An 18,124-nucleotide genomic window follows, 5' to 3' on the forward strand; every position below is an offset into this window, starting at 1 on the left:
CGAACCCTCTACCCAATAGAGGCATAAAGGGAAAGGCAGCAGCCGCCTTAATCGCAGGAATTGTTAGTCGGGTACATCGACCTTTGGAGTCATCTCGCGGACCTTTATGGCAAATGAGCGTGACACCGGCAAAGTACGTCCGTCATTCAGATGCACCACGAGCCGGTTGTTTTCACGACTGGTGCCACTAAAGGCACGCGCCGCGATCCAATGCGATCGGTGCACTTGCTGGCCGGGGTAATCGCGCAGTTCTTCCAGTGCATCACCCAGTCTCATATGGATCAGATCGCGTCCTTTTGTTGTGGTGACCTCGACATAGTGATCTTGCGAGGACAGGGACAGCAGGTCGGTCCCCAATTGCGGTGGCAGGCGCTTCATGAAGATCATGTAGCTTGGGACTTTCACCGGCTGGGTGAGCCTTGGACGTACATAGGCGATCATTGTGCCGCCAATCACGAGGCAAACAAAGGCAACATACAAAAAAACATGTGGCTTCAGAAATGGTCCATCTCCGGGCCGGAATACCTCTTCCAAGACGAGAACAACCAATGCGGTTGGCGGGGCTGCGATCATGATCGACAGAGCAAGGCGCAGGATTGGAGATTCGTAGTGCAGTAAACCTTTGCGGCGCATCGTCATGATCGATGCTGAGACAAACACCCACCCAGCGCCAATCGCCAAAGTCCAATAGATCAGCCGCATCCAGAAAGCCAAATCGAACGTCCCGAACGGTCCAAGCGTGGCGAATGTGCCTGTGGCAAGTACATAGGCTGCCGCCTGCTCAGGTAAGTGCCACAGTGGTCGTTGGGTGTTCGTAGATTGCATCGGCTTGTCGTTCACGAAGTGTCGCTCTCGTTTCACGTCACACAACTTGTTCTGTCGCGCTGCGGCTGCGATGGCAAGCGCAAACAGACTTCCAGAAAGGGATCACAGATGGGAATGGGATGGATCATGATGATCGTCGTTGGCGGTCTGGCTAATTGGCTGGTGGGCCGGCTGACCGGTTTGAAACTGCGTAAGGGCTGAGGCGATGGTTTTTTCTATTATCGAAGGTGCGCCGCTCTGGGTTTGGCCGGTTCTGGCCTTTTTGGTTTGGACAGGCCTGCGCGCCACCTCCGAGCGGGTCGTCACAGCATGGCCTCTATATGTGATGCCCTTTATCGGCGTTTTGTCCGTCAATGCTGTCGCCGGACTGCCCCCAGCCTCGGGACTTTGGGCGATTTTCGCAGTGGCCTATCTATTGGGCGGCGTTCTGGGGTTTCGTTATCAGTCCCCTCGGGTCTACGGAAAACACGACGGCCAGGTTCGATTGGCAGGGGAATGGTTGACCTTTGCGGTTCTGATGGCGGTGTTCTGGATGAATTTCGCCGGTGGTGTCGCGCAGGCAATTTCGCCTGATGTTTATGCGTCCGCGGCTTTCACGCTGACCTTTACCGCAATCGCCGGTCTTGCCGCCGGTTCGTTCTGCGGCCGCGCGATTTGCACATGGCGTATTGAGCCGAACAGCAAGAGCATGCCAGCCTAACGCATGTGCCGCCCGCGACCTTCATGGGCGGCACACAGGGATCAATATCAACCGTAGACAGAAGCCTTATTTGTGCCCGCCATAATTACTTTGTTCTGATGCTCGCGTATGCGCTCGTAAAGCGCCAGTGCTTCGGTTGAAAACCACTCGGAGGCGGGCGGGTAATGGGTGAAATTGCCTTTTGTATCTGTCCCCCGCACCGGGATCGCAAAATCACCACCGCCGTGTTCCTGCACGACCTCTGGAGTTAAGTACCGGATGACCGCTGCGATGCGCCGGTCATCTGACACGTTTGGTCCTGATCCATGAACCGTCAAACCGTGATGCAGTGACATTTGACCCGGATGCAGCTCAATCGCGATCCTGTCTTCGGGCGCGATGTCGACGGCAATCTCTTGTCCGCGAGACAAGAGATTGTTGGTATCGTCCCGGTCCTCGTGAGGCAGGATGGCATTCTTGTGGCTCCCGGCAACAAAATCCATGCATCCGGACTCTGGCGTTGCCGGAGACAAAGGCACCCAGGCCGTCAGCAAGCCGTCTATCGCCCCCATACCCCAATAGGTCAGGTCCTGGTGCATCGCGACCTTGGCCGCCGTTCCCGGTTCTTTAACAAAGAACTCCACAGCGTATAGCAGAACGTCCGGTCCCAACACCGTTTCAACCACGTCCAGAATGGCCGGATGAGAGCCGACTTCCCAAGCCAGCGGCATCACGCATTGTGCATTTTGCCGCTTGTAGGTCATCAGCGGGCGCGGCAGGTCTGCTGCCAACCAATCACGCTCCATTTGTTCATAGGCGGTCCGCCATTTCAAAGCCGTCTCAACCGGCACAGCCGGGATTGGGAACAAGAAACCGTCTTGCCAATACTGCGAGATTTGTTTGGTCGAAGGGCGACCTGCTTCCAGAGTAATCGACGGGAGCATACACAAGTCCTTTCGCGTTCGCGTTTGCGTTCGCCAATGACACTAGCGTGGGGATCGAAAAACAAAGCACGGTGAGTGTTGCGGGATAGGCTAAGTTTTTCTTATCCTTGTCGCATGCAAGGTCGAATCCCCTCTCTCAACTGGCTGCGTGTTTTTGAAGCTGCCGCGCGCACGGAAAGCTTTGCGCGTGCCGCGGTGCAGCTCAATATGTCACCCGCTGCAGTCAGTCAGCAGGTCAAAGCGCTGGAGGATCGGTTGGGCGTGCCGCTGTTCCATCGTCGGGCGCAGGCTGTGGTTCTGACCGAGGCGGGGCGCGCTTATCTGCCACCGGTGCAACAGGCACTGTTGACGTTGGAAGGGGCTACCGAGGCCATTTTTGGGCAAAGCCCGTCTCAAGCGCTCTACGTGCAGTCGGTTCTGATTTTTGCACATGGGTTACTCACCCGGGGGATGGCCGAGTTCGAAGCGCTGCATCCGGGCATCTCGGTTCTGTTGTCGACCGGCATCACCGAGCGTGACTTTACTCAAGGCTTCAGCGATCTCAGGATCATTTTCGGAAATCCTCATTATTACGGCGCGGAGAGTGACAAGCTGTTGGAAGAACAGCTGTATCCCGTCGCGCCACCTGACCTTGCGGCGTCCATTTCGCAGGCGACCGATCTTCTGGAACATCCCCTGATTGAAGTGGCGACACATCGGTCTGGCTGGTTTCAGTTGTTGGACGAACTGCGCGTTCCACCCGGCAAGCGCACCATGATTCATGCCGACAGCACTGTAATGTCCATGGCAATGGCGCGTGAGGGGCGTGGGATTGCTCTGGCGCGTGCACCAGCGTCGGACAAAGCGATGCAAGAGGCAGGCTTGGTGCCTTGCCTGCCAGGTGTCTCAGTTGCGGGAACCGAGGCCTATCACCTCGTCTATGACTCGCGTGTGGCGCTAAGGCCGCCAGCGCGCCGGTTTCGCGAGTGGCTATTGGATTGGGTGGCACGCGAGGGATGGGCGGGCGCATAAGCGATACGCCCGCCTCTGAAAGTCTTGGTCAGCGATTTCCTTACAGCATCAACTGATAGCTGGCTGGAACATAGTGATAGCCATCGCCGTGGGTCGCGACATAGCCAACCGCAGGCCAAGGCATATGATAGCCAACAAAAGGAACTTTGTCGGCGGCCAGCATGTCCAGCATCTTCTTACGAGTCATGGCGGCGGCGGATTTGTCCATGTCAAACTTGACCTCCCAATCGGGATGGGCAAGCGACCACACATAGTGGTTGGCAAAATCTGCAGCGATTGCCAGCTGTTGGCCTTCGCTTTCCAGCATATAAGCCATGTGGCCCGGGGTGTGGCCAAAAGCAGCCATCGCGGTGATGCCCGAAGCCACACTGGCGCCATCGTCCAGCATCTCGATCCGTTCCATATTTGGTCGTACTTTGGCTTCAAACGCTTTGTTCTTGCCTTCGGTGCCGCTCCAGAAGTTCATCTCGGCCGAACCGGTCACATGGCGCGCATCGGCGAAAGTGACGCCGCCTTCGCCCGCCAGGCCACCGATGTGGTCCCCGTGCATGTGGGTGATGACAACGGTGTCGATCTGGTCGGGGCTATAGCCTGCCGCCTGCAACGCGCCGGTGATCGCTTCCGGGTTCAGTCCGGTGTCAAACAGCACCAATTCGCTGCCTGTGTTCACCACCGTCGGAGTAAAGAAGAATTGTGCCTTGTCGGTCGGCAGGTTGGCAGCTTGCGAGGCCGTCGCAAACTTTTCGGCACTGACATTCATGCCAAAGATGTTCTGAGGGCCTTCTACGGTGCGAGTGCCGACCAACAGAGTGGTGACTTCGAAATTGCCCAGCTTCATGCGATTGAAGCGGGTGGTGCCGACCCCCATCATCTCGGCCTTGGCTTGCGCAGATGTTGCGGCGGTCAGGGCAATGGGTGTGGCTGCGGCGCCCATCAAAACAGAACGGCGATTGATTAGCGGTGATTTTAGGGTCATGGCGAGTCCTCCAAATTATCGATATTTTGGAAGATAGAGCGAAAATATAGAAATCAAACCGGATAAATAGTTTGTGACAAAAGCTCTGGTCGCAATCTCAGCCGCTGTGCTCGCATGGCTTTTCTGGACAAAGCCACAATTTCATGGAATGGGAGGCCGCAACAGGAGACTCCCATGACCACGACTCGTTTTGCGCCCTCTCCCACGGGCTATATCCATGTTGGCAACCTTCGCACCGCGTTGATGAACTATCTCATCGCGCGCAAGGCAGGTGGCACCTTTATCCTGCGCATCGATGACACCGATCCCGAGCGCTCGAAACAGGAATACGTGGACGCGATCCAGCAGGATCTGGAATGGCTGGGTCTGACATGGGACCGGATCGAGCGTCAGTCGGATCGTCTGGACCGCTACGAACAAGCCGCGCAAGACCTGCGTGACAATGGCCGCTTGTACGAATGCTTTGAGACCCCGACCGAACTGGACCTCAAGCGCAAGAAACAGCTCAACATGGGCAAGCCACCGGTCTATGACCGCGCGGCTCTGGATCTGTCGGATGCTGAGAAAGATTCGTTGCGCGCCGAGCGTGGCAATGGCCACTGGCGTTTCAAACTGGATCAGGAACGCATTGAGTGGACTGATGGTATTCTGGGCGATCTTTCGATTGATGCGGCCTCGGTGTCTGACCCGGTCTTGATCCGGGGTGACGGGCAATTCCTTTATACACCGGCCTCGGTCTGTGATGACATCGACTTTGGTGTTACTCATGTGGTGCGCGGCTCGGACCACGTCACCAACACCGCGACACAGATTCAAATCATCAAGGCGCTGGGCGGCACGGTCCCCAGCTTTGCGCATCACTCGTTGTTGACCGGTCCCCAGGGCGAGGCGCTGTCAAAGCGTCTCGGCACGCTGTCCTTACGTGATCTGCGCGAGGCCGGTGTTGAGCCGATGGCCCTTGTCAGCCTAATGGCGCGTCTTGGGTCTTCTGATCCTGTGGAACTGCGCGGCGCGATGGATGAAGTTGTAGAAGGCTTTGACATTGGCCATTTCGGCTCTGCCCCGACCAAGTTCGATGAGCAGGATCTTTATCCGTTGACTGCCCGCGTGCTGCACGAACTGCCCCTGGCGGATGTGGCAGCGGATGTGGCCGCTGCTGGCGTACCAACCGAACTGGCCGAGCAATTCTGGAACGTCACGCGCGAAAATATTGTCACCCGCAAAGATCTTGCGACGTGGTGGGATCTCTTTACCAACGGCGCCGAGCCGGTGATTGATGACGAAGACAAAGCGTTCGTGGCCGAGGCTATGGCGCTTTTGCCCGAAGGTCCCTTTGATGGCGACACGTGGGGTGCTTGGACCAAAGCCGTCAAAGAGGCCACAGGCCGCAAAGGGCGTGGATTGTTCATGCCATTGCGCAAAGCGCTGACCGGGCAAAGCCACGGGCCAGACATGTCCGCCGTGCTGCCGCTGTTGCAGGTTATCAAGGCGCGCGGCTGATCCCGCTCCAAACTAACAAAAGCCTTTGCGAGAGATTGTAGGGGTTTTTGTGCCTGTGCAGCCTCGGACAGCCGCGGCACGGGAAAGTTGACGATTGATCCGCCGGGTAATTTCCTCCACCCTGACAGAGCGAACAGGAGGAAAGATATGGCGACTTATCGTTGTGGAGCATGTGGCATGGGCGTGAATGCGACCTGTGCTGATTGCAATGAAGCACTTGTGAACGACACACTGATCAAGGATGACGGCACCGAGGTGCAGATTTCGCGTTGCCCCAAGTGCGAGGGCAAGATCAAATCACCCATGTGCTGTGGGCAGGATATGGTCTGCCCAACCTGACGTCGGCCTTCTCGCGTTAGGGTTTGGCGGCGACGACATCCTCAACCTTGCGCACGTGTGGGAAATCGCCGTCCGCAACATAGGCTTCTTCCTCTGGCGTGCTTGGGCGCCCAAGTACGGCGTTGCGGTGGGGATGACGACCAAACCGCGCCAACACCCCGCAAACCCGCTCGTGCTGGTTGGTAAACCCGTCCGCCATTGGCGCCAGACAGTCTGGCATCTTGGCCACGATCCTGTCGATCACTGGCGGCAGTTTTTGCATGCGCTCAAGATGATCCGGCCCTTCGCAATGGCCAATGGCAATCACAAAAAAGCCCATCTCCCACGGCTCAAGTGCATCTATATGGCCGTTCTCAATTCCTGCCATCGCCAATCTGGCGGCCTTGATGTCTTGCGCAAAAGCTGCGGGTGTGTCGCGCCACAGGGATCGCGGAAACTGATCCAGTGCGATCAACAGGGCCAGTCGGCCACGCGGGGTCTCTGCCCAATGATCCAACTGTCCCCGAGCCGCTGCCAACGTCAGGTCTGCGAAATCTGAGATAATGCGCGCGTCCATACCGCCCTGCATGCGTTCGTCCCAGAATGCGCCGTGCGCTTCTGCGTCATATTGGTGCCCCGTGTCGGGAAACCAGAACTCTAAAACACTCTCGGGCGTGTGGTCTGTCGTGGCCATGAACCGTCCTTTCGCGCGTCGGGTTTAGGTGTCAGGTTACGCGCCAAGGCGGAATTGCCCAAACCAATTCGCATGGCACGACGTGGACCAGATTAATCAGGATCTCCCGTCCATGCGTTGAGATCGCCATTCGGCCAGTCCATCGGCACGACGCCGAGGGCTTTGAGATTGTCATCGACAAGTCGCGTCTCATCTCCGCTTAAGATTTGGTGACGCGGATAGATCGGGCGGGCGCGATCATTCAACACCGGCGCCGACCAGCCAACGGTGGTTTCAAAGAAATGTGCGACGCCGGGTTCTCCGAACTCGCTCAGATACCCTTGGACGACCACATCAATATAGCTCAGCAACAGCGGATGCTCGACCGAAGGGATCCCGTGCTTTCCATGCGGCACCGTATAGACTGCAACGTTGATCTCATCGTCTTTGGTGTGACGGACATGATCGGAGACAGCGGCGCGGTCATAGGCGCGTTCGCGATAATCCAAGGCGGTCCAATCGTCGTTCGGGACGTGGGCAATCAATCCGTCGATCTGGGAGCTTGGGTCCGGAATGACTGTCAAATAGGCCACGGGCCGCAGGTTTGTATGCCGCCAGATTCGCCGCCAGCCGCGAAGCTGCGCGGGATGTGCATCTTCGAAATCATGCGTATTTCGGTTCACAAGGCTGCCGTAGCCAAAGAAATAGGGTCGTTTCATGGGCAGACCATGCCTTGCCCTTGATCCATGTCAATTGGAAAGATGTATTTAGGATGCATAGTGGCCAGATCGTTTTTTGTGATCATCGGAGTTTCTGTGCGTATTACTAAGAGAACCAATATCGCGATCCGCGTACTGATGTTCTGCGCTGCGCATCGTGATCGACTGGTGACCAAATCGGAAATCTCTGAGGTGTGCAAGGCTTCGGAAAATCACCTGGCACAGGTCATCAACCAGTTGGGCCAGATGGGCGTCATCAACACGCAACGCGGCCGCAACGGTGGCCTAAAGCTGGCGGATGAGCCGGACAAGATTGAGATCGGGAAGATCTTTCGCGTGATGGAAGCGCCGGTGCCTGTCGCCGAGTGTTTTGCCGATGCGGACAGCACCTGCCCGCTGGTCGAGGCTTGCAGGCTGCGCGATGCATTGCATGAGGCGGTTGAGGCTTTTTACAAGCGTTTGGATGGGGTTACGTTGGATTTTCTGACATGTGACAATCCCGTTTTGATGAACATTCTGGCACCCGAACCCTGCGACGTGCCTTAGGCTCTTGCCAGCCTGAATTCGGGACACTACGGTATACGCCAAGCGAGTCGGGAGAACCGGAGTGATCCGGTGCCGAAGGAGCAACCGCCCCGGAAACTCTCAGGCCTCAAGGACCGACTTGCTAAAACGAGAACTCTGGAGAGAGGCGCGTATGCGTCCGCCGAAGGGATAACGATCTCAGGCGAAAGGACAGAGGGGGCATCGCCCGCGCGAGCAAAATCGCGCGACAGAGTGATGCCGGATGCTTTCCACGATCAAAGCGCTCCGGACAGGAAGGAGCGAAATTATGGGTGAGCTGTTACGCACGCCACTGTTCGATCTACACGCCGAGCTTGGTGCCAAGATGGTGCCTTTTGCGGGCTATAAAATGCCAGTACAATATCCCCTTGGTGTGATGAAAGAGCATCTGCACACCCGTGCCGGGGCCGGGTTGTTCGATGTCAGTCACATGGGACAAGTCATCCTTCGTGGCGACAGCTACGCGGCGGTGGCAGCGGCTTTTGAAACGCTGGTGCCGATGGATGTGCTGGGCCTGGACGAAGGCCGACAGCGCTACGGTCTTTTCACCAATGACGCCGGGGGCATCGACGATGACCTGATGTTTGCCAATCGGGGTGATCACCTGTTCGTCGTGGTTAACGCCGCCTGCAAAGAGGGCGACATTGTCCGCATGAAAGCTGTACTGGAACCGAACGTTACCGTCGAAGTGATCGAGGATCGCGCGCTGATCGCACTGCAGGGCCCGGCTGCCGAAACAGCATTGGCCCGGCTTAATCCGTCGGTTGCCGAGATGTCCTTTATGGATGTTGCAACGGTCGACCTGAATGGCTCCGAGTGCTGGGTGTCTCGCTCCGGGTACACCGGAGAAGACGGATATGAAATCTCGGTGCCTGCCACTGAGGCCGAGGCTCTGGCCCGTGCGCTGTTGGTGATGGAAGAGGTCGAGGGCATTGGCCTTGGGGCCCGCGATAGCTTGCGGCTCGAAGGTGGTCTTTGCCTTTATGGTAATGACATCGACACCTCGACATCGCCAATCGAAGCTGCACTGACCTGGGCCATCCAAAAGGTGCGTCGTCCCGGTGGGGATCGCGCTGGCGGGTTTCCCGGTGCCTCGCGCATATTCGGGGATTTCGCCGAAGGCGTTGCCCGCAAACGCGTCGGCCTCGCGCCGCAAGGACGCGCTCCGATGCGGGCGGGAACGCCCCTTTTTGCCGCCGAAGAAGGTGGCGACCCCATAGGCGAAGTGACCTCGGGCGGGTTCGGACCCACCTTGGGTGGACCTGTGGCTATGGGATATGTCGGCAGCAGCCAGGCGGCTGTCGGAACAGAAGTATTCGGTGAGGTGCGCGGCAAACGTTTGCCAGTTACGGTGGCAAAGATGCCGCTGGTACCCTCCAATTTCAAACGCTGATCAATCTGGGAGAAGAAGCATATGAAATTCACAGAAGAACATGAATGGCTGCGCGTCGAAGACGACGTCGTGGTGGTTGGCATTACGGCCCACGCGTCCGAGCAGTTGGGCGATGTAGTGTTTATCGAACTGCCCGAGGCCGGCACTGAAGTCACCAAAGACGAAGAAGTTTGCGTGATTGAATCGGTCAAGGCCGCTTCGGATATTCTGGCGCCAATTGATGGCGAAATCACCGAGGTCAACGAAGCGCTTGTTGATGAGCCGGGCAAGGTCAACGAAGACCCAACCGGGGACGCTTGGTTCTTCAAGATCAAAGCCGCGGATCCATCCCAGATGGACGATTACATGGACGAAGCCGCTTACAACGATTTTATCGGCTGACGTGTGGCGGGGCCGCTGGTCCCGCATTTTTTGAAGACTTGGGCAGTGACCAGCCCGGATGGTGCGCACGCCTAGGCGCATCGCAGGACCTTTGTTGGAGGATGACATGCCATTCAAACCGACCGAATACCTTCCGTACGATTTTGCCAACCGCCGCCATATTGGGCCGTCTCCCGAAGAGATGGAGGGTATGCTTGACGTAGTCGGGGCGCCCGACCTCGATGCACTAATCGAGGACACTGTGCCAGAGAGTATCCGCCAGGCCGAGGCACTGGATTTTGGCAAACCAATGTCCGAACGCGAATTGCTGCACTACATGCGGGTGACAGGGGCCAAGAATAAGGTTCTGACCAGCCTGATCGGGCAGGGGTATCACGGCACGGTGACGCCGCCTGCGATCCAGCGCAACATCATGGAAAACCCGGCGTGGTACACGGCCTATACCCCTTACCAGCCTGAGATTTCACAAGGCCGGCTCGAGGCGTTGTTGAACTTTCAGACGATGATTTCGGACCTGACCGGACTGGAAATTGCCAACGCTTCGTTGCTGGATGAATCCACGGCCTGCGCCGAAGCCATGACCATGGCCGAGCGCGTGTCCAAGTCCAAATCCAAGGCGTTCTTTGTCGACCGCGATTGCCACCCGCAAAACATCGAGGTGATCCAGACTCGCGCAAAGCCTTTGGGGATTGAGGTGATTGTCGGTAACCCAGACAAGATGGACGCCAGCGCGGTTTTTGGCGCGTTGTTCCAATACCCCGGAACCTACGGTCACGTACGGGACTATACCGATCACATTGCGGCGCTACATGAGCACAAGGCGATTGGCATTGTCTCGGCAGACCCCTTGTCGCTGACCTTGCTGAAAGAACCCGGCGCCATGGGCGCGGACATCGCCGTAGGCAGCACGCAACGCTTTGGTGTGCCGATCGGTTATGGTGGTCCACATGCGGCCTATATGGCGACCAAGGACGCCTATAAACGCAATATGCCGGGCCGGATTGTCGGTGTGTCGATCGACGCGCGTGGCAACAAGGCCTACCGCCTGTCACTTCAGACCCGTGAACAGCATATTCGCCGCGAGAAGGCCACGTCGAACGTCTGCACGGCGCAAGCTTTGCTGGCGGTTATGGCGTCGATGTATGCGGTGTTCCACGGTCCCAAAGGGCTTAAGGCCATCGCGCAACGCATCCATCGCAAGACGGTCCGGCTGGCAAACGGGCTTGAAGCCAACGGCTTCAAAGTCGACCCGAAAGTGTTCTTTGACACGATCACCGTTGATGTTGGCCCGTTGCAGGAAGCCGTGATCAAATCTGCGGTGGACGAGGGGATCAACCTGCGCCGCGTCGGCGAGCGCCGCGTAGGCATCACCCTGGACGAGGCCACTCGCCCGCGCATCATCGAAAAGGTCTGGCGTGCCTTTGGCATCACGCGTCTGGATGATGATTTCAGCCCCGAGTACCGCGTTCCCGAGGGCATGCATCGCAAGACCGAGTATCTGACACACCCGATCTTTCACATGAACCGCGCCGAGACTGAGATGATGCGGTACATGCGTCGCTTGTCAGACCGCGACCTTGCGCTGGATCGTGCCATGATCCCGCTTGGGTCTTGCACAATGAAGCTGAACTCAGCCGCCGAGATGATGCCGCTCAGCAGTCGGGATTTCTCGCGCCTGCACCCGTTCTGTCCGGTGGATCAGGCCGAAGGCTATCACATCATGCTGCGCGATCTTTCCGCCAAGCTGTGTGACATCACCGGCTATGATGACTTCTCGATGCAGCCCAACTCGGGTGCGCAAGGTGAATACGCCGGGCTGTTGACGATTGCCGATTACCACGCAGCACGTGGTGACACGCATCGCAATGTCTGCCTGATTCCGATGAGCGCACACGGCACCAACCCGGCGTCGGCCCACATGGTCGGTTGGAAGGTTGTGCCGGTGAAGTCAGCTGAGAACGGCGATATTGATCTCGAAGACTTCCGTGACAAGGCTGCGCAGCACGCCGACAACCTTGCGGGCTGCATGATCACCTATCCGTCGACCCATGGTGTGTTCGAGGAAACCGTGATCGAGGTCTGCAAGATCACCCACGACCACGGCGGGCAGGTCTATATCGACGGTGCCAACATGAACGCAATGGTGGGCCTGTCGCGTCCCGGTGATCTGGGCGGCGACGTCAGTCACCTGAACCTGCACAAAACCTTTGCCATTCCACATGGTGGCGGCGGCCCCGGCATGGGTCCCATCGGGGTCAAGGCACATCTCGTGCCACACCTGCCGGAAAAAGCGGGCGCTGTCAGTGCCGCACCTTACGGGTCGGCGTCAATCCTGACGATCAGCTGGGCTTACATCTTGCTGATGGGCGGTGAGGGTCTGACCCAGGCGACCCGTGTTGCCATTTTGAATGCCAACTACATCGCCAAGCGGCTCGAGGGCGCCTATGACGTGCTTTACAAGGGCCCAACCGGGCGCGTTGCACATGAGTGCATCATCGACACCCGCCCCTATGATGAAAGCGCAGGGGTCACAGTGGACGATATTGCCAAGCGTTTGATGGATGCGGGTTTCCATGCGCCCACGATGAGCTGGCCCGTGGCAGGCACCCTGATGATTGAGCCGACCGAGTCTGAAACCAAGGCCGAGCTGGACCGTTTCTGTGATGCGATGCTGGCAATCCGCGAGGAAATCCGCGAGATCGAAGAAGGGCGAATGGATGCGGAAAACAACCCATTGAAAAACGCGCCTCACACGACGCAGGATCTGGTTGGTGAGTGGGATCGTCCCTATAGCCGCGAACAGGGTTGTTTCCCTCCGGGCGCCTTCCGAGTCGACAAGTACTGGCCTCCGGTCAACCGCGTCGACAACGCATGGGGGGATCGGAACCTCGTTTGTATCTGCCCACCGATGGAAGATTACGTCGAAGACTAATCAAGAAAGGCCTCGCATCCGCGGGGCCTTTTTTCCGAGATGGGCGGCGTGGCGGCATTGTGCTTGATTGACAGCCGAAAGGCGCAAATCTAGGGTCTCGCGACACGATCCGAGAGGCACATATGTCCAACCCAGTGGCTTCCCCCAAGATTTTTGGGATCGGCTTTCAGAAAACCGCAACCACGACCCTCTGCACGGCCTTCAGGCTCCTTGGGTATAAGATGGAGGGCGGGAGCAAGCACTTGATCCCGTCTTTGCGGCGCGGTGATTTGGCACCAACCTTTGAAGTGGCTGATCGCAATGAGGCGTTTGATGACAATCCTTGGCCATTGATATACCCCGAGTTGGACGCAAGGTATCCGGGCAGTAAGTTTATCCTGACAGTGCGAGATGAAAAAGAATGGCTGCAAAGCGTGGTCAACCACCTCGGGTTTGGCCCGGACCCGATGCAGAAACTTGTCTACGGTGTTGGGTTTCCGGTTGGGTTCGAGGATGTGTTTATCGAGCGCTATCGCCGCCACAATCGCGAGGTTCAGGCCTATTTTGCAGATCGCCCAAAGGATCTTTTGGTGGTGGATTTCTGCGCGGGTGCGGGCTGGGAAGAGCTGTGCACCTTTCTGCAACGGGACATCCCCGATGAACCGTTCCCGCATTCCTTTAAGGGGACTTATACGCCCTCCAAATCCCGTTCACGGCGGGTTGTCAGCAAGGTCATTCACGGGCTGCGACGTGTTGTCGGTCGGGATGGCACCGTCACCTGGCAAGCCTGAAGCGTCTGCCAGCACATACTGCCCGGCACGCTGTTTTCTATTTTCCGATTTCGTTCAGCGCTGTCAGCAGCCGCGCGATCTCTTGCTCGGTGTTGTAGTGACATAGCGAGATGCGGATGCAGTCGCTAAGCCCCAGCGGGTCCAGCACGTTGCCACTATAGTGATCGGCCTTGCGGGTGTGGGTGCGAATGCCTTGGTCGTTCAGCATTGTCACCACATCGGGTGATGCCATGTCCTGAACAACGATCGACACCAGCCCTTCGCGGGCGGGGTTATCGGCGCCCGCAAGGATCGTGACGTGATCCATATTGCGCAAGCCAGGCAGGTTGCCGATGCCGTTGATCATGGCGTCCGTCAGATGGGTCTCATAGGCATGAATGGCGCGGCCTGCAGCCTCGATCCGGGCGCGTGGATCAGTTTCGTCCGAGACCTCGCCACCGAGCCAGTCAAAATAGGCGACCACGTCAGAGACTGTGGCATAGGCGCCGGTATCGCGGGTGCCAAACTCCCACCCGTCCGCAGGTGCATCGATCAGCTTGTCATGTGGCAAAAGGCTCAGCCGATCTGAAATCCACGCAATGCCATATCCGTGGCGCGAGAACATTTTGTAAGGCGAGATTGCGTAGCCATCGACGTTGTAGGCATCAAGATCCATTTGCCCGTGCGCGGCATGTTGAATGCCATCGACGATGATCAAACAGTCTGGTGCCACCGCGCGGATTGCCTTGGAAATCGCCGCGACATCCATGCCCATGCCGGTCACAGGTGACGCATGCAGGATGGTCGCCACGCGCACGTCCGGCGTCATGTGGCGCGCGTAGTGTTCTGCTGTGACCATGCCTGTGGCGTCGTCGTGCGGGACATTCACATACTCCAGCCCTGCAATGTCTGCCCAGCGTCGCGCGGCGCTGCGGCTGGCGGGGTGTTCGATGGACGACCCGATTACCTTTGAGCCCTTGGGTACATTGACACAGGCCGTGCGGATCAGGCGAAACAGCAGTTCGGTGCCACTTTCGCCTGCAAAAAACTGACCTGAAGACGCGTTCATTAGTACAGCCAGGTCCGCTTTGGCAGCATTGATCGTGGCCACCAAAGCATGGGCCGCAGGGTTGTCACGACCCTGATTATCCGGGATCGCGGCATATTTCGCAGAGGTTTCAACCGCCGACTTCAACGTGAGCGCACCGCCAGCATTCTCAAAAAAGATGCGCGGACCCTGAAACGGGCAGCTGTCAACATGAGCAAACCGGTCGCGGATGACGGCGATCAGGGCGGGGTTGTCTTGGATCATCGAAAAGTCCTGTCAGTGTTCAGAGCGTTTGGCTTTGACGTATGGCCATCTCGGGCAAAACCATCACCTCTGTCAACGACGATCCCACGTGGGGCATCAAGGGGCGACTGGCGAACCAAGGCGGATGACCAACAATGATGGGGTATAGGTGGCAGTGGACGCAATGGTAGACTAACAGGTGTCAACCGAAATCTCCAATTTACAAAGAATTTGGATGTTGTCTTAGAAGCTCCGTTCAAGCATGCAGGGTGGACTTCTAGCTTCAGGTCACGGCAAAACGCGACACTTTCTAGTATTTCAAAACGAAGCCCGAGTTCATTAAGCTGGTAGTGAAGATGTATGTACGTTTCCCGCTTTGGCTGCGAGATTTCGAAGATCTGCTGCATGAACGTGTCATCGATATCTGCCATGATCCAGTCCGATTTTTGTGGAATAGATTTGGTCCGCTTTTTCTTCAGAAATCTGAAAAGGACGGGTTCAGTGATCCCGGTTTTGTTCAAACTGACGATGGCGCCTGGGTGAGGATTTGTGTAAATCAGTGGCGTCCAGCCTCACCTGTGGCGTGCAGTCGATCGCGAAGGCGAGGTGCAGGAAAGTTACGTTACGAAACGACGAGGCCGCGCCGCTGCCCCAATATTTAAAAAAATGGATAGAACGGTATGGGCGGCCGGAAATCATCGTGAGCGACAAGTTGCGTTCACATGCCGTGTGATGAAGGTCATCGGAAATGCGGTTAAACGGAAAACAGGGCGCAGACAAAAATCGCGTTGAGGATTCACACCTACCTTTTCGAAAGCGAGCCGTGCACCGCCTTCGTCGTATGCGAAGTATGCGGAAATACGCAATCGTACACGCTATAGACGATAACCACTTTAATTCGGAGCCCAGCATTTAGTCCCGACCAATTTTCAAGCTCAACCGAACGACAACTCTCTCTGAGTGGTGCGATCTCTGAGCGGCAAACAGGGCGGTCTTGCTGGCTTAGTAGAGACTGGTAAGAATTAGTCTACCTGCATGCCAAGAAACCAGTTGGAGTCAGATGAGTCACAGTCTTAGGTGGCTCTCACGTCAGCTTAGTCATCAAAATACGCGTTGTGCGTGGTGTAGATTGCCTCAATTGTCGGCGTCAGACGATTGAGATGCGTGCGAAGGACTTGATCAGCCGTCTCCGCATCGCCACCAAACAAGGCCTGCAAAAGCGTTTGATGGTCCTGATACAATACATCCATTGCTTCTTTGCTGGTCAGCGCCAACATACAAAGACGGTCCACCTGGGCTTTGTTTTCGGCGATGATTTCGAAGGCAAACGCCTGCTTGGCTGAAGCGCATAGAAGTTTATGAAACTGATAATCAAGATCGTGAAATCGGCTGGCATCTTCTGATGAAACTGCATCGGCCTGTTCACGCAGGTTTGCTTTCAAATCTACATCCACCGACTTGTCGCGATCATGCGCGGCCCGTCGAACGATCTCCAGCTCAACGGCTGTTCGGACAAAGCGGGCATTGGCAATCAATTCCCGCGAGAATGGTCTTACGACGGTTGCGCGTTGCGGGCGTATCAACAAAAGATTGAGGTTGGAAAGCCGGGTAAAAGCCTCTCGTACTGGTTGCCGGGAATATCCAAAGGATTTCGCGATTTCTGTTTCCGAGATCTTGGTGCCTGGAAGTAGTTCCAGCCGGACGATTCGCTCAAACAATTCGTCGAAGACAACGTCACTGCTCGTTGTGCGATCAAGGTTTCCAAGTGCGACCATCGTTGTTTTCCAATGTTTGTTTGACCGCAGTTTGGCAGAATATGGTTAGGAAATATAGAGGAAATTTGCATACTAGACGACAAAGTATTCGGCTATTCTATGGGTGAAATAGAGAAATTCTGGCTCATGCAAATGTTTTTTAGTTGACTAGTATCCCAGTTTAACTAATCAATATGGCCATGAACGAACTTACGGCATTCGTTCGTGTTGGGAGGATTTAAAGTCACCGTTAGATGGGTTGGCAGGGATCGAGCACGATGGGCCGCAATGTTTCGGACGAGATTTTCGGCCAAAGAGGGCCGGAGGAAAACAAAACTTGAACCAAATCTGGGAGGATAGAATGTTCAATTTTTCACTTAAAACGATGGCCGTGTCGGCGATGCTTCTAAGCGGTGTGTCCATTGCGCAGGCTGATGTAACTTTGCGCGGTGCCAGCATGTTTGATGAAGAGCATGCATTCACCAAGACCCTACGCGAATTCGAACGTCTGGTCGCCGACAACTACGATGGCGACGTAAGCTTTGACTTGCGCCTGAACGGTGAGCTGGGCGTTGAATCCGACTATGTGACCTACCTGAACCAGGGCGTCGCGGTCGATTACACAATCCTCGCACCGTCCAACATGGCGGTTTTCTCAGAATCCATTCCTTTGATGGATATGCCCTTCCTGTTTCGTGACCTTGACCATTGGAACACAGTGCTGTCTTCGAATGCGCTGAAGCCTTTGGAAGATGACTTGCGCGAAGCGGCTGGTATCGTGATTGTAGGCTATCATGGCGGCGGCGTGCGCAATCTGGCCTCGGCCAAGCCCATCACCAACATGGATGAATTGTCCGGTCACCGCATGCGTGTGATGGGGGCTCCAATTCAGGCGCAAACCTTTGCCGCCGTTGGTGCGGCTCCGTCTGCCATCGCCTATAACGAAGTCTATAACGCGATCCAGACTGGCGTCATTGCCGGGTTCGAAAACGAAGCCGCTTCGATCCAGAACCTGAAGTTCTACGAAGTCGCGCCACATATCTCGTTGACACAGCACACAATCACAGTTCGTCCGATCGTGATGTCGGCGAAAATCTTTGACGGTTTGCCAGAAGCCCTGCAGGCGGCCATCATGACGGCCGGTGCCGAAGCCGGCGCCTTTGGTCGCGCGCTGGAAAGCGGTCAGGATGGTGAAAAACTGCAAGCCATGATCGATGCTGGGCAGATTGAAGTGCATGAGTTCGCGGGTCGCGAGAAAATGCTGGAAATGGTTCAGCCGGTGCAGGACGCTTATGCTGCAGAGCTGGGCGCAACCGAACTGCTCAACAACGTTCGCGGAATGTAATCTCCCTGTAGACGGGCGGTGAACTTTCTGATCCGCCCGTCAACACAACGTTTGATGCGCCTCGCGCATC

General features: G+C 56.6%; 17 protein-coding genes and 1 riboswitch. Of the genes, 10 read left to right on the forward strand and 7 right to left on the reverse strand.

The genetic code is table 11. The features are described 5' to 3' along the window. Positions 1–63: 63 nt before the first annotated feature. Positions 64–825 carry a LytTR family DNA-binding domain-containing protein gene (locus Q0932_RS06680; RefSeq protein ID WP_299350733.1) on the reverse strand — a complete coding sequence of 254 codons (762 nt, stop codon included), beginning with the start codon at positions 823–825 and terminating at the stop codon, positions 64–66. Positions 826–1,030: 205 nt separating this feature from the next. Here Q0932_RS06680 and Q0932_RS06685 point away from each other — a divergent pair, with 205 nt between their 5' ends. Beyond that, positions 1,031–1,525 carry a hypothetical protein gene (locus Q0932_RS06685; RefSeq protein WP_299350735.1) on the forward strand — a complete coding sequence of 165 codons (495 nt, stop codon included), beginning with the start codon at positions 1,031–1,033 and terminating at the stop codon, positions 1,523–1,525. A gap of 47 nt (positions 1,526–1,572) precedes the next feature. Here the strand turns inward: Q0932_RS06685 and Q0932_RS06690 are convergent, their stop codons facing one another. Then, positions 1,573–2,448 carry a phytanoyl-CoA dioxygenase family protein gene (locus Q0932_RS06690; RefSeq protein WP_299350737.1) on the reverse strand — a complete coding sequence of 292 codons (876 nt, stop codon included), beginning with the start codon at positions 2,446–2,448 and terminating at the stop codon, positions 1,573–1,575. A 114-nt stretch (positions 2,449–2,562) separates the two neighbouring features. On the opposite strand from Q0932_RS06690, the gene Q0932_RS06695 reads away from it, so the two are divergent. After that, a complete protein-coding gene (locus Q0932_RS06695; RefSeq protein ID WP_299350739.1) occupies positions 2,563–3,459 on the forward strand; it encodes a LysR family transcriptional regulator in 897 nt (298 codons plus the stop codon). Positions 3,460–3,499: 40 nt separating this feature from the next. Here the strand turns inward: Q0932_RS06695 and Q0932_RS06700 are convergent, their stop codons facing one another. Continuing rightward, complete coding sequence (locus Q0932_RS06700; protein ID WP_299350741.1) at positions 3,500–4,435, reverse strand: MBL fold metallo-hydrolase; 936 nt, start codon at positions 4,433–4,435, stop codon at positions 3,500–3,502. Positions 4,436–4,609: 174 nt separating this feature from the next. Here Q0932_RS06700 and gltX point away from each other — a divergent pair, with 174 nt between their 5' ends. Together gltX and Q0932_RS06710 are read left to right on the forward strand one after the other, a co-directional pair. Continuing rightward, positions 4,610–5,935 carry a glutamate--tRNA ligase gene (gltX, locus tag Q0932_RS06705; RefSeq protein WP_299350743.1) on the forward strand — a complete coding sequence of 442 codons (1,326 nt, stop codon included), beginning with the start codon at positions 4,610–4,612 and terminating at the stop codon, positions 5,933–5,935. Positions 5,936–6,082: 147 nt separating this feature from the next. Beyond that, a complete protein-coding gene (locus Q0932_RS06710; protein WP_299350745.1) occupies positions 6,083–6,274 on the forward strand; it encodes a hypothetical protein in 192 nt (63 codons plus the stop codon). Between the two features lie 16 nt (positions 6,275–6,290). Here the strand turns inward: Q0932_RS06710 and Q0932_RS06715 are convergent, their stop codons facing one another. Continuing rightward, positions 6,291–6,947: a DUF924 family protein gene (locus tag Q0932_RS06715; RefSeq protein WP_299350746.1), complete on the reverse strand. Its 657-nt coding sequence runs from the start codon at positions 6,945–6,947 to the stop codon at positions 6,291–6,293. A gap of 92 nt (positions 6,948–7,039) precedes the next feature. After that, the gene (locus Q0932_RS06720; protein WP_299350748.1) at positions 7,040–7,645 is read right to left on the reverse strand and encodes a gamma-glutamylcyclotransferase family protein; all 606 of its coding nucleotides are present in this window, start codon (positions 7,643–7,645) and stop codon (positions 7,040–7,042) included. 96 nt (positions 7,646–7,741) lie between these two features. Between Q0932_RS06720 and Q0932_RS06725 the strand changes: the two genes are divergently transcribed. The 5 genes from Q0932_RS06725 to Q0932_RS06745 all read left to right on the forward strand — a co-directional run bounded on the left by Q0932_RS06725 (position 7,742) and on the right by Q0932_RS06745 (position 13,685). Continuing rightward, complete coding sequence (locus Q0932_RS06725; protein ID WP_299351448.1) at positions 7,742–8,191, forward strand: Rrf2 family transcriptional regulator; 450 nt, start codon at positions 7,742–7,744, stop codon at positions 8,189–8,191. A gap of 38 nt (positions 8,192–8,229) precedes the next feature. Further along, a riboswitch (glycine riboswitch) is annotated at positions 8,230–8,317 on the forward strand. Positions 8,318–8,477: 160 nt separating this feature from the next. Then, positions 8,478–9,602, forward strand: coding sequence for a glycine cleavage system aminomethyltransferase GcvT (gcvT, locus tag Q0932_RS06730; protein ID WP_299350749.1), 1,125 nt, complete (start codon positions 8,478–8,480; stop codon positions 9,600–9,602). Between the two features lie 21 nt (positions 9,603–9,623). Next, positions 9,624–9,983: a glycine cleavage system protein GcvH gene (gcvH, locus tag Q0932_RS06735; protein WP_299350751.1), complete on the forward strand. Its 360-nt coding sequence runs from the start codon at positions 9,624–9,626 to the stop codon at positions 9,981–9,983. 106 nt (positions 9,984–10,089) lie between these two features. Further along, positions 10,090–12,915 (forward strand): aminomethyl-transferring glycine dehydrogenase, encoded by a 2,826-nt coding sequence (gene gcvP, locus Q0932_RS06740; RefSeq protein WP_299350753.1) that lies wholly within the window; start codon positions 10,090–10,092, stop codon positions 12,913–12,915. A 122-nt stretch (positions 12,916–13,037) separates the two neighbouring features. Beyond that, on the forward strand, positions 13,038–13,685 hold the full coding sequence (locus Q0932_RS06745; RefSeq protein WP_299350755.1) for a sulfotransferase family protein: 648 nt from the start codon (positions 13,038–13,040) through the stop codon (positions 13,683–13,685). Positions 13,686–13,722: 37 nt separating this feature from the next. On the opposite strand, the gene Q0932_RS06750 is transcribed toward Q0932_RS06745, so the two are convergent. Next, a complete protein-coding gene (locus Q0932_RS06750) occupies positions 13,723–14,976 on the reverse strand; it encodes an aminotransferase class V-fold PLP-dependent enzyme (RefSeq protein WP_299350757.1) in 1,254 nt (417 codons plus the stop codon). Between the two features lie 1,073 nt (positions 14,977–16,049). Continuing rightward, positions 16,050–16,730 (reverse strand): GntR family transcriptional regulator, encoded by a 681-nt coding sequence (locus Q0932_RS06760; RefSeq protein WP_299350759.1) that lies wholly within the window; start codon positions 16,728–16,730, stop codon positions 16,050–16,052. Between the two features lie 340 nt (positions 16,731–17,070). On the opposite strand from Q0932_RS06760, the gene Q0932_RS06765 reads away from it, so the two are divergent. Beyond that, the gene (locus tag Q0932_RS06765) at positions 17,071–18,054 is read left to right on the forward strand and encodes a TRAP transporter substrate-binding protein (RefSeq protein WP_299350761.1); all 984 of its coding nucleotides are present in this window, start codon (positions 17,071–17,073) and stop codon (positions 18,052–18,054) included. Positions 18,055–18,124: the final 70 nt, after the last annotated feature.

Source organism: uncultured Shimia sp. (assembly GCF_947498095.1).
Classification (GTDB): Bacteria; Pseudomonadota; Alphaproteobacteria; order Rhodobacterales; family Rhodobacteraceae; genus Shimia.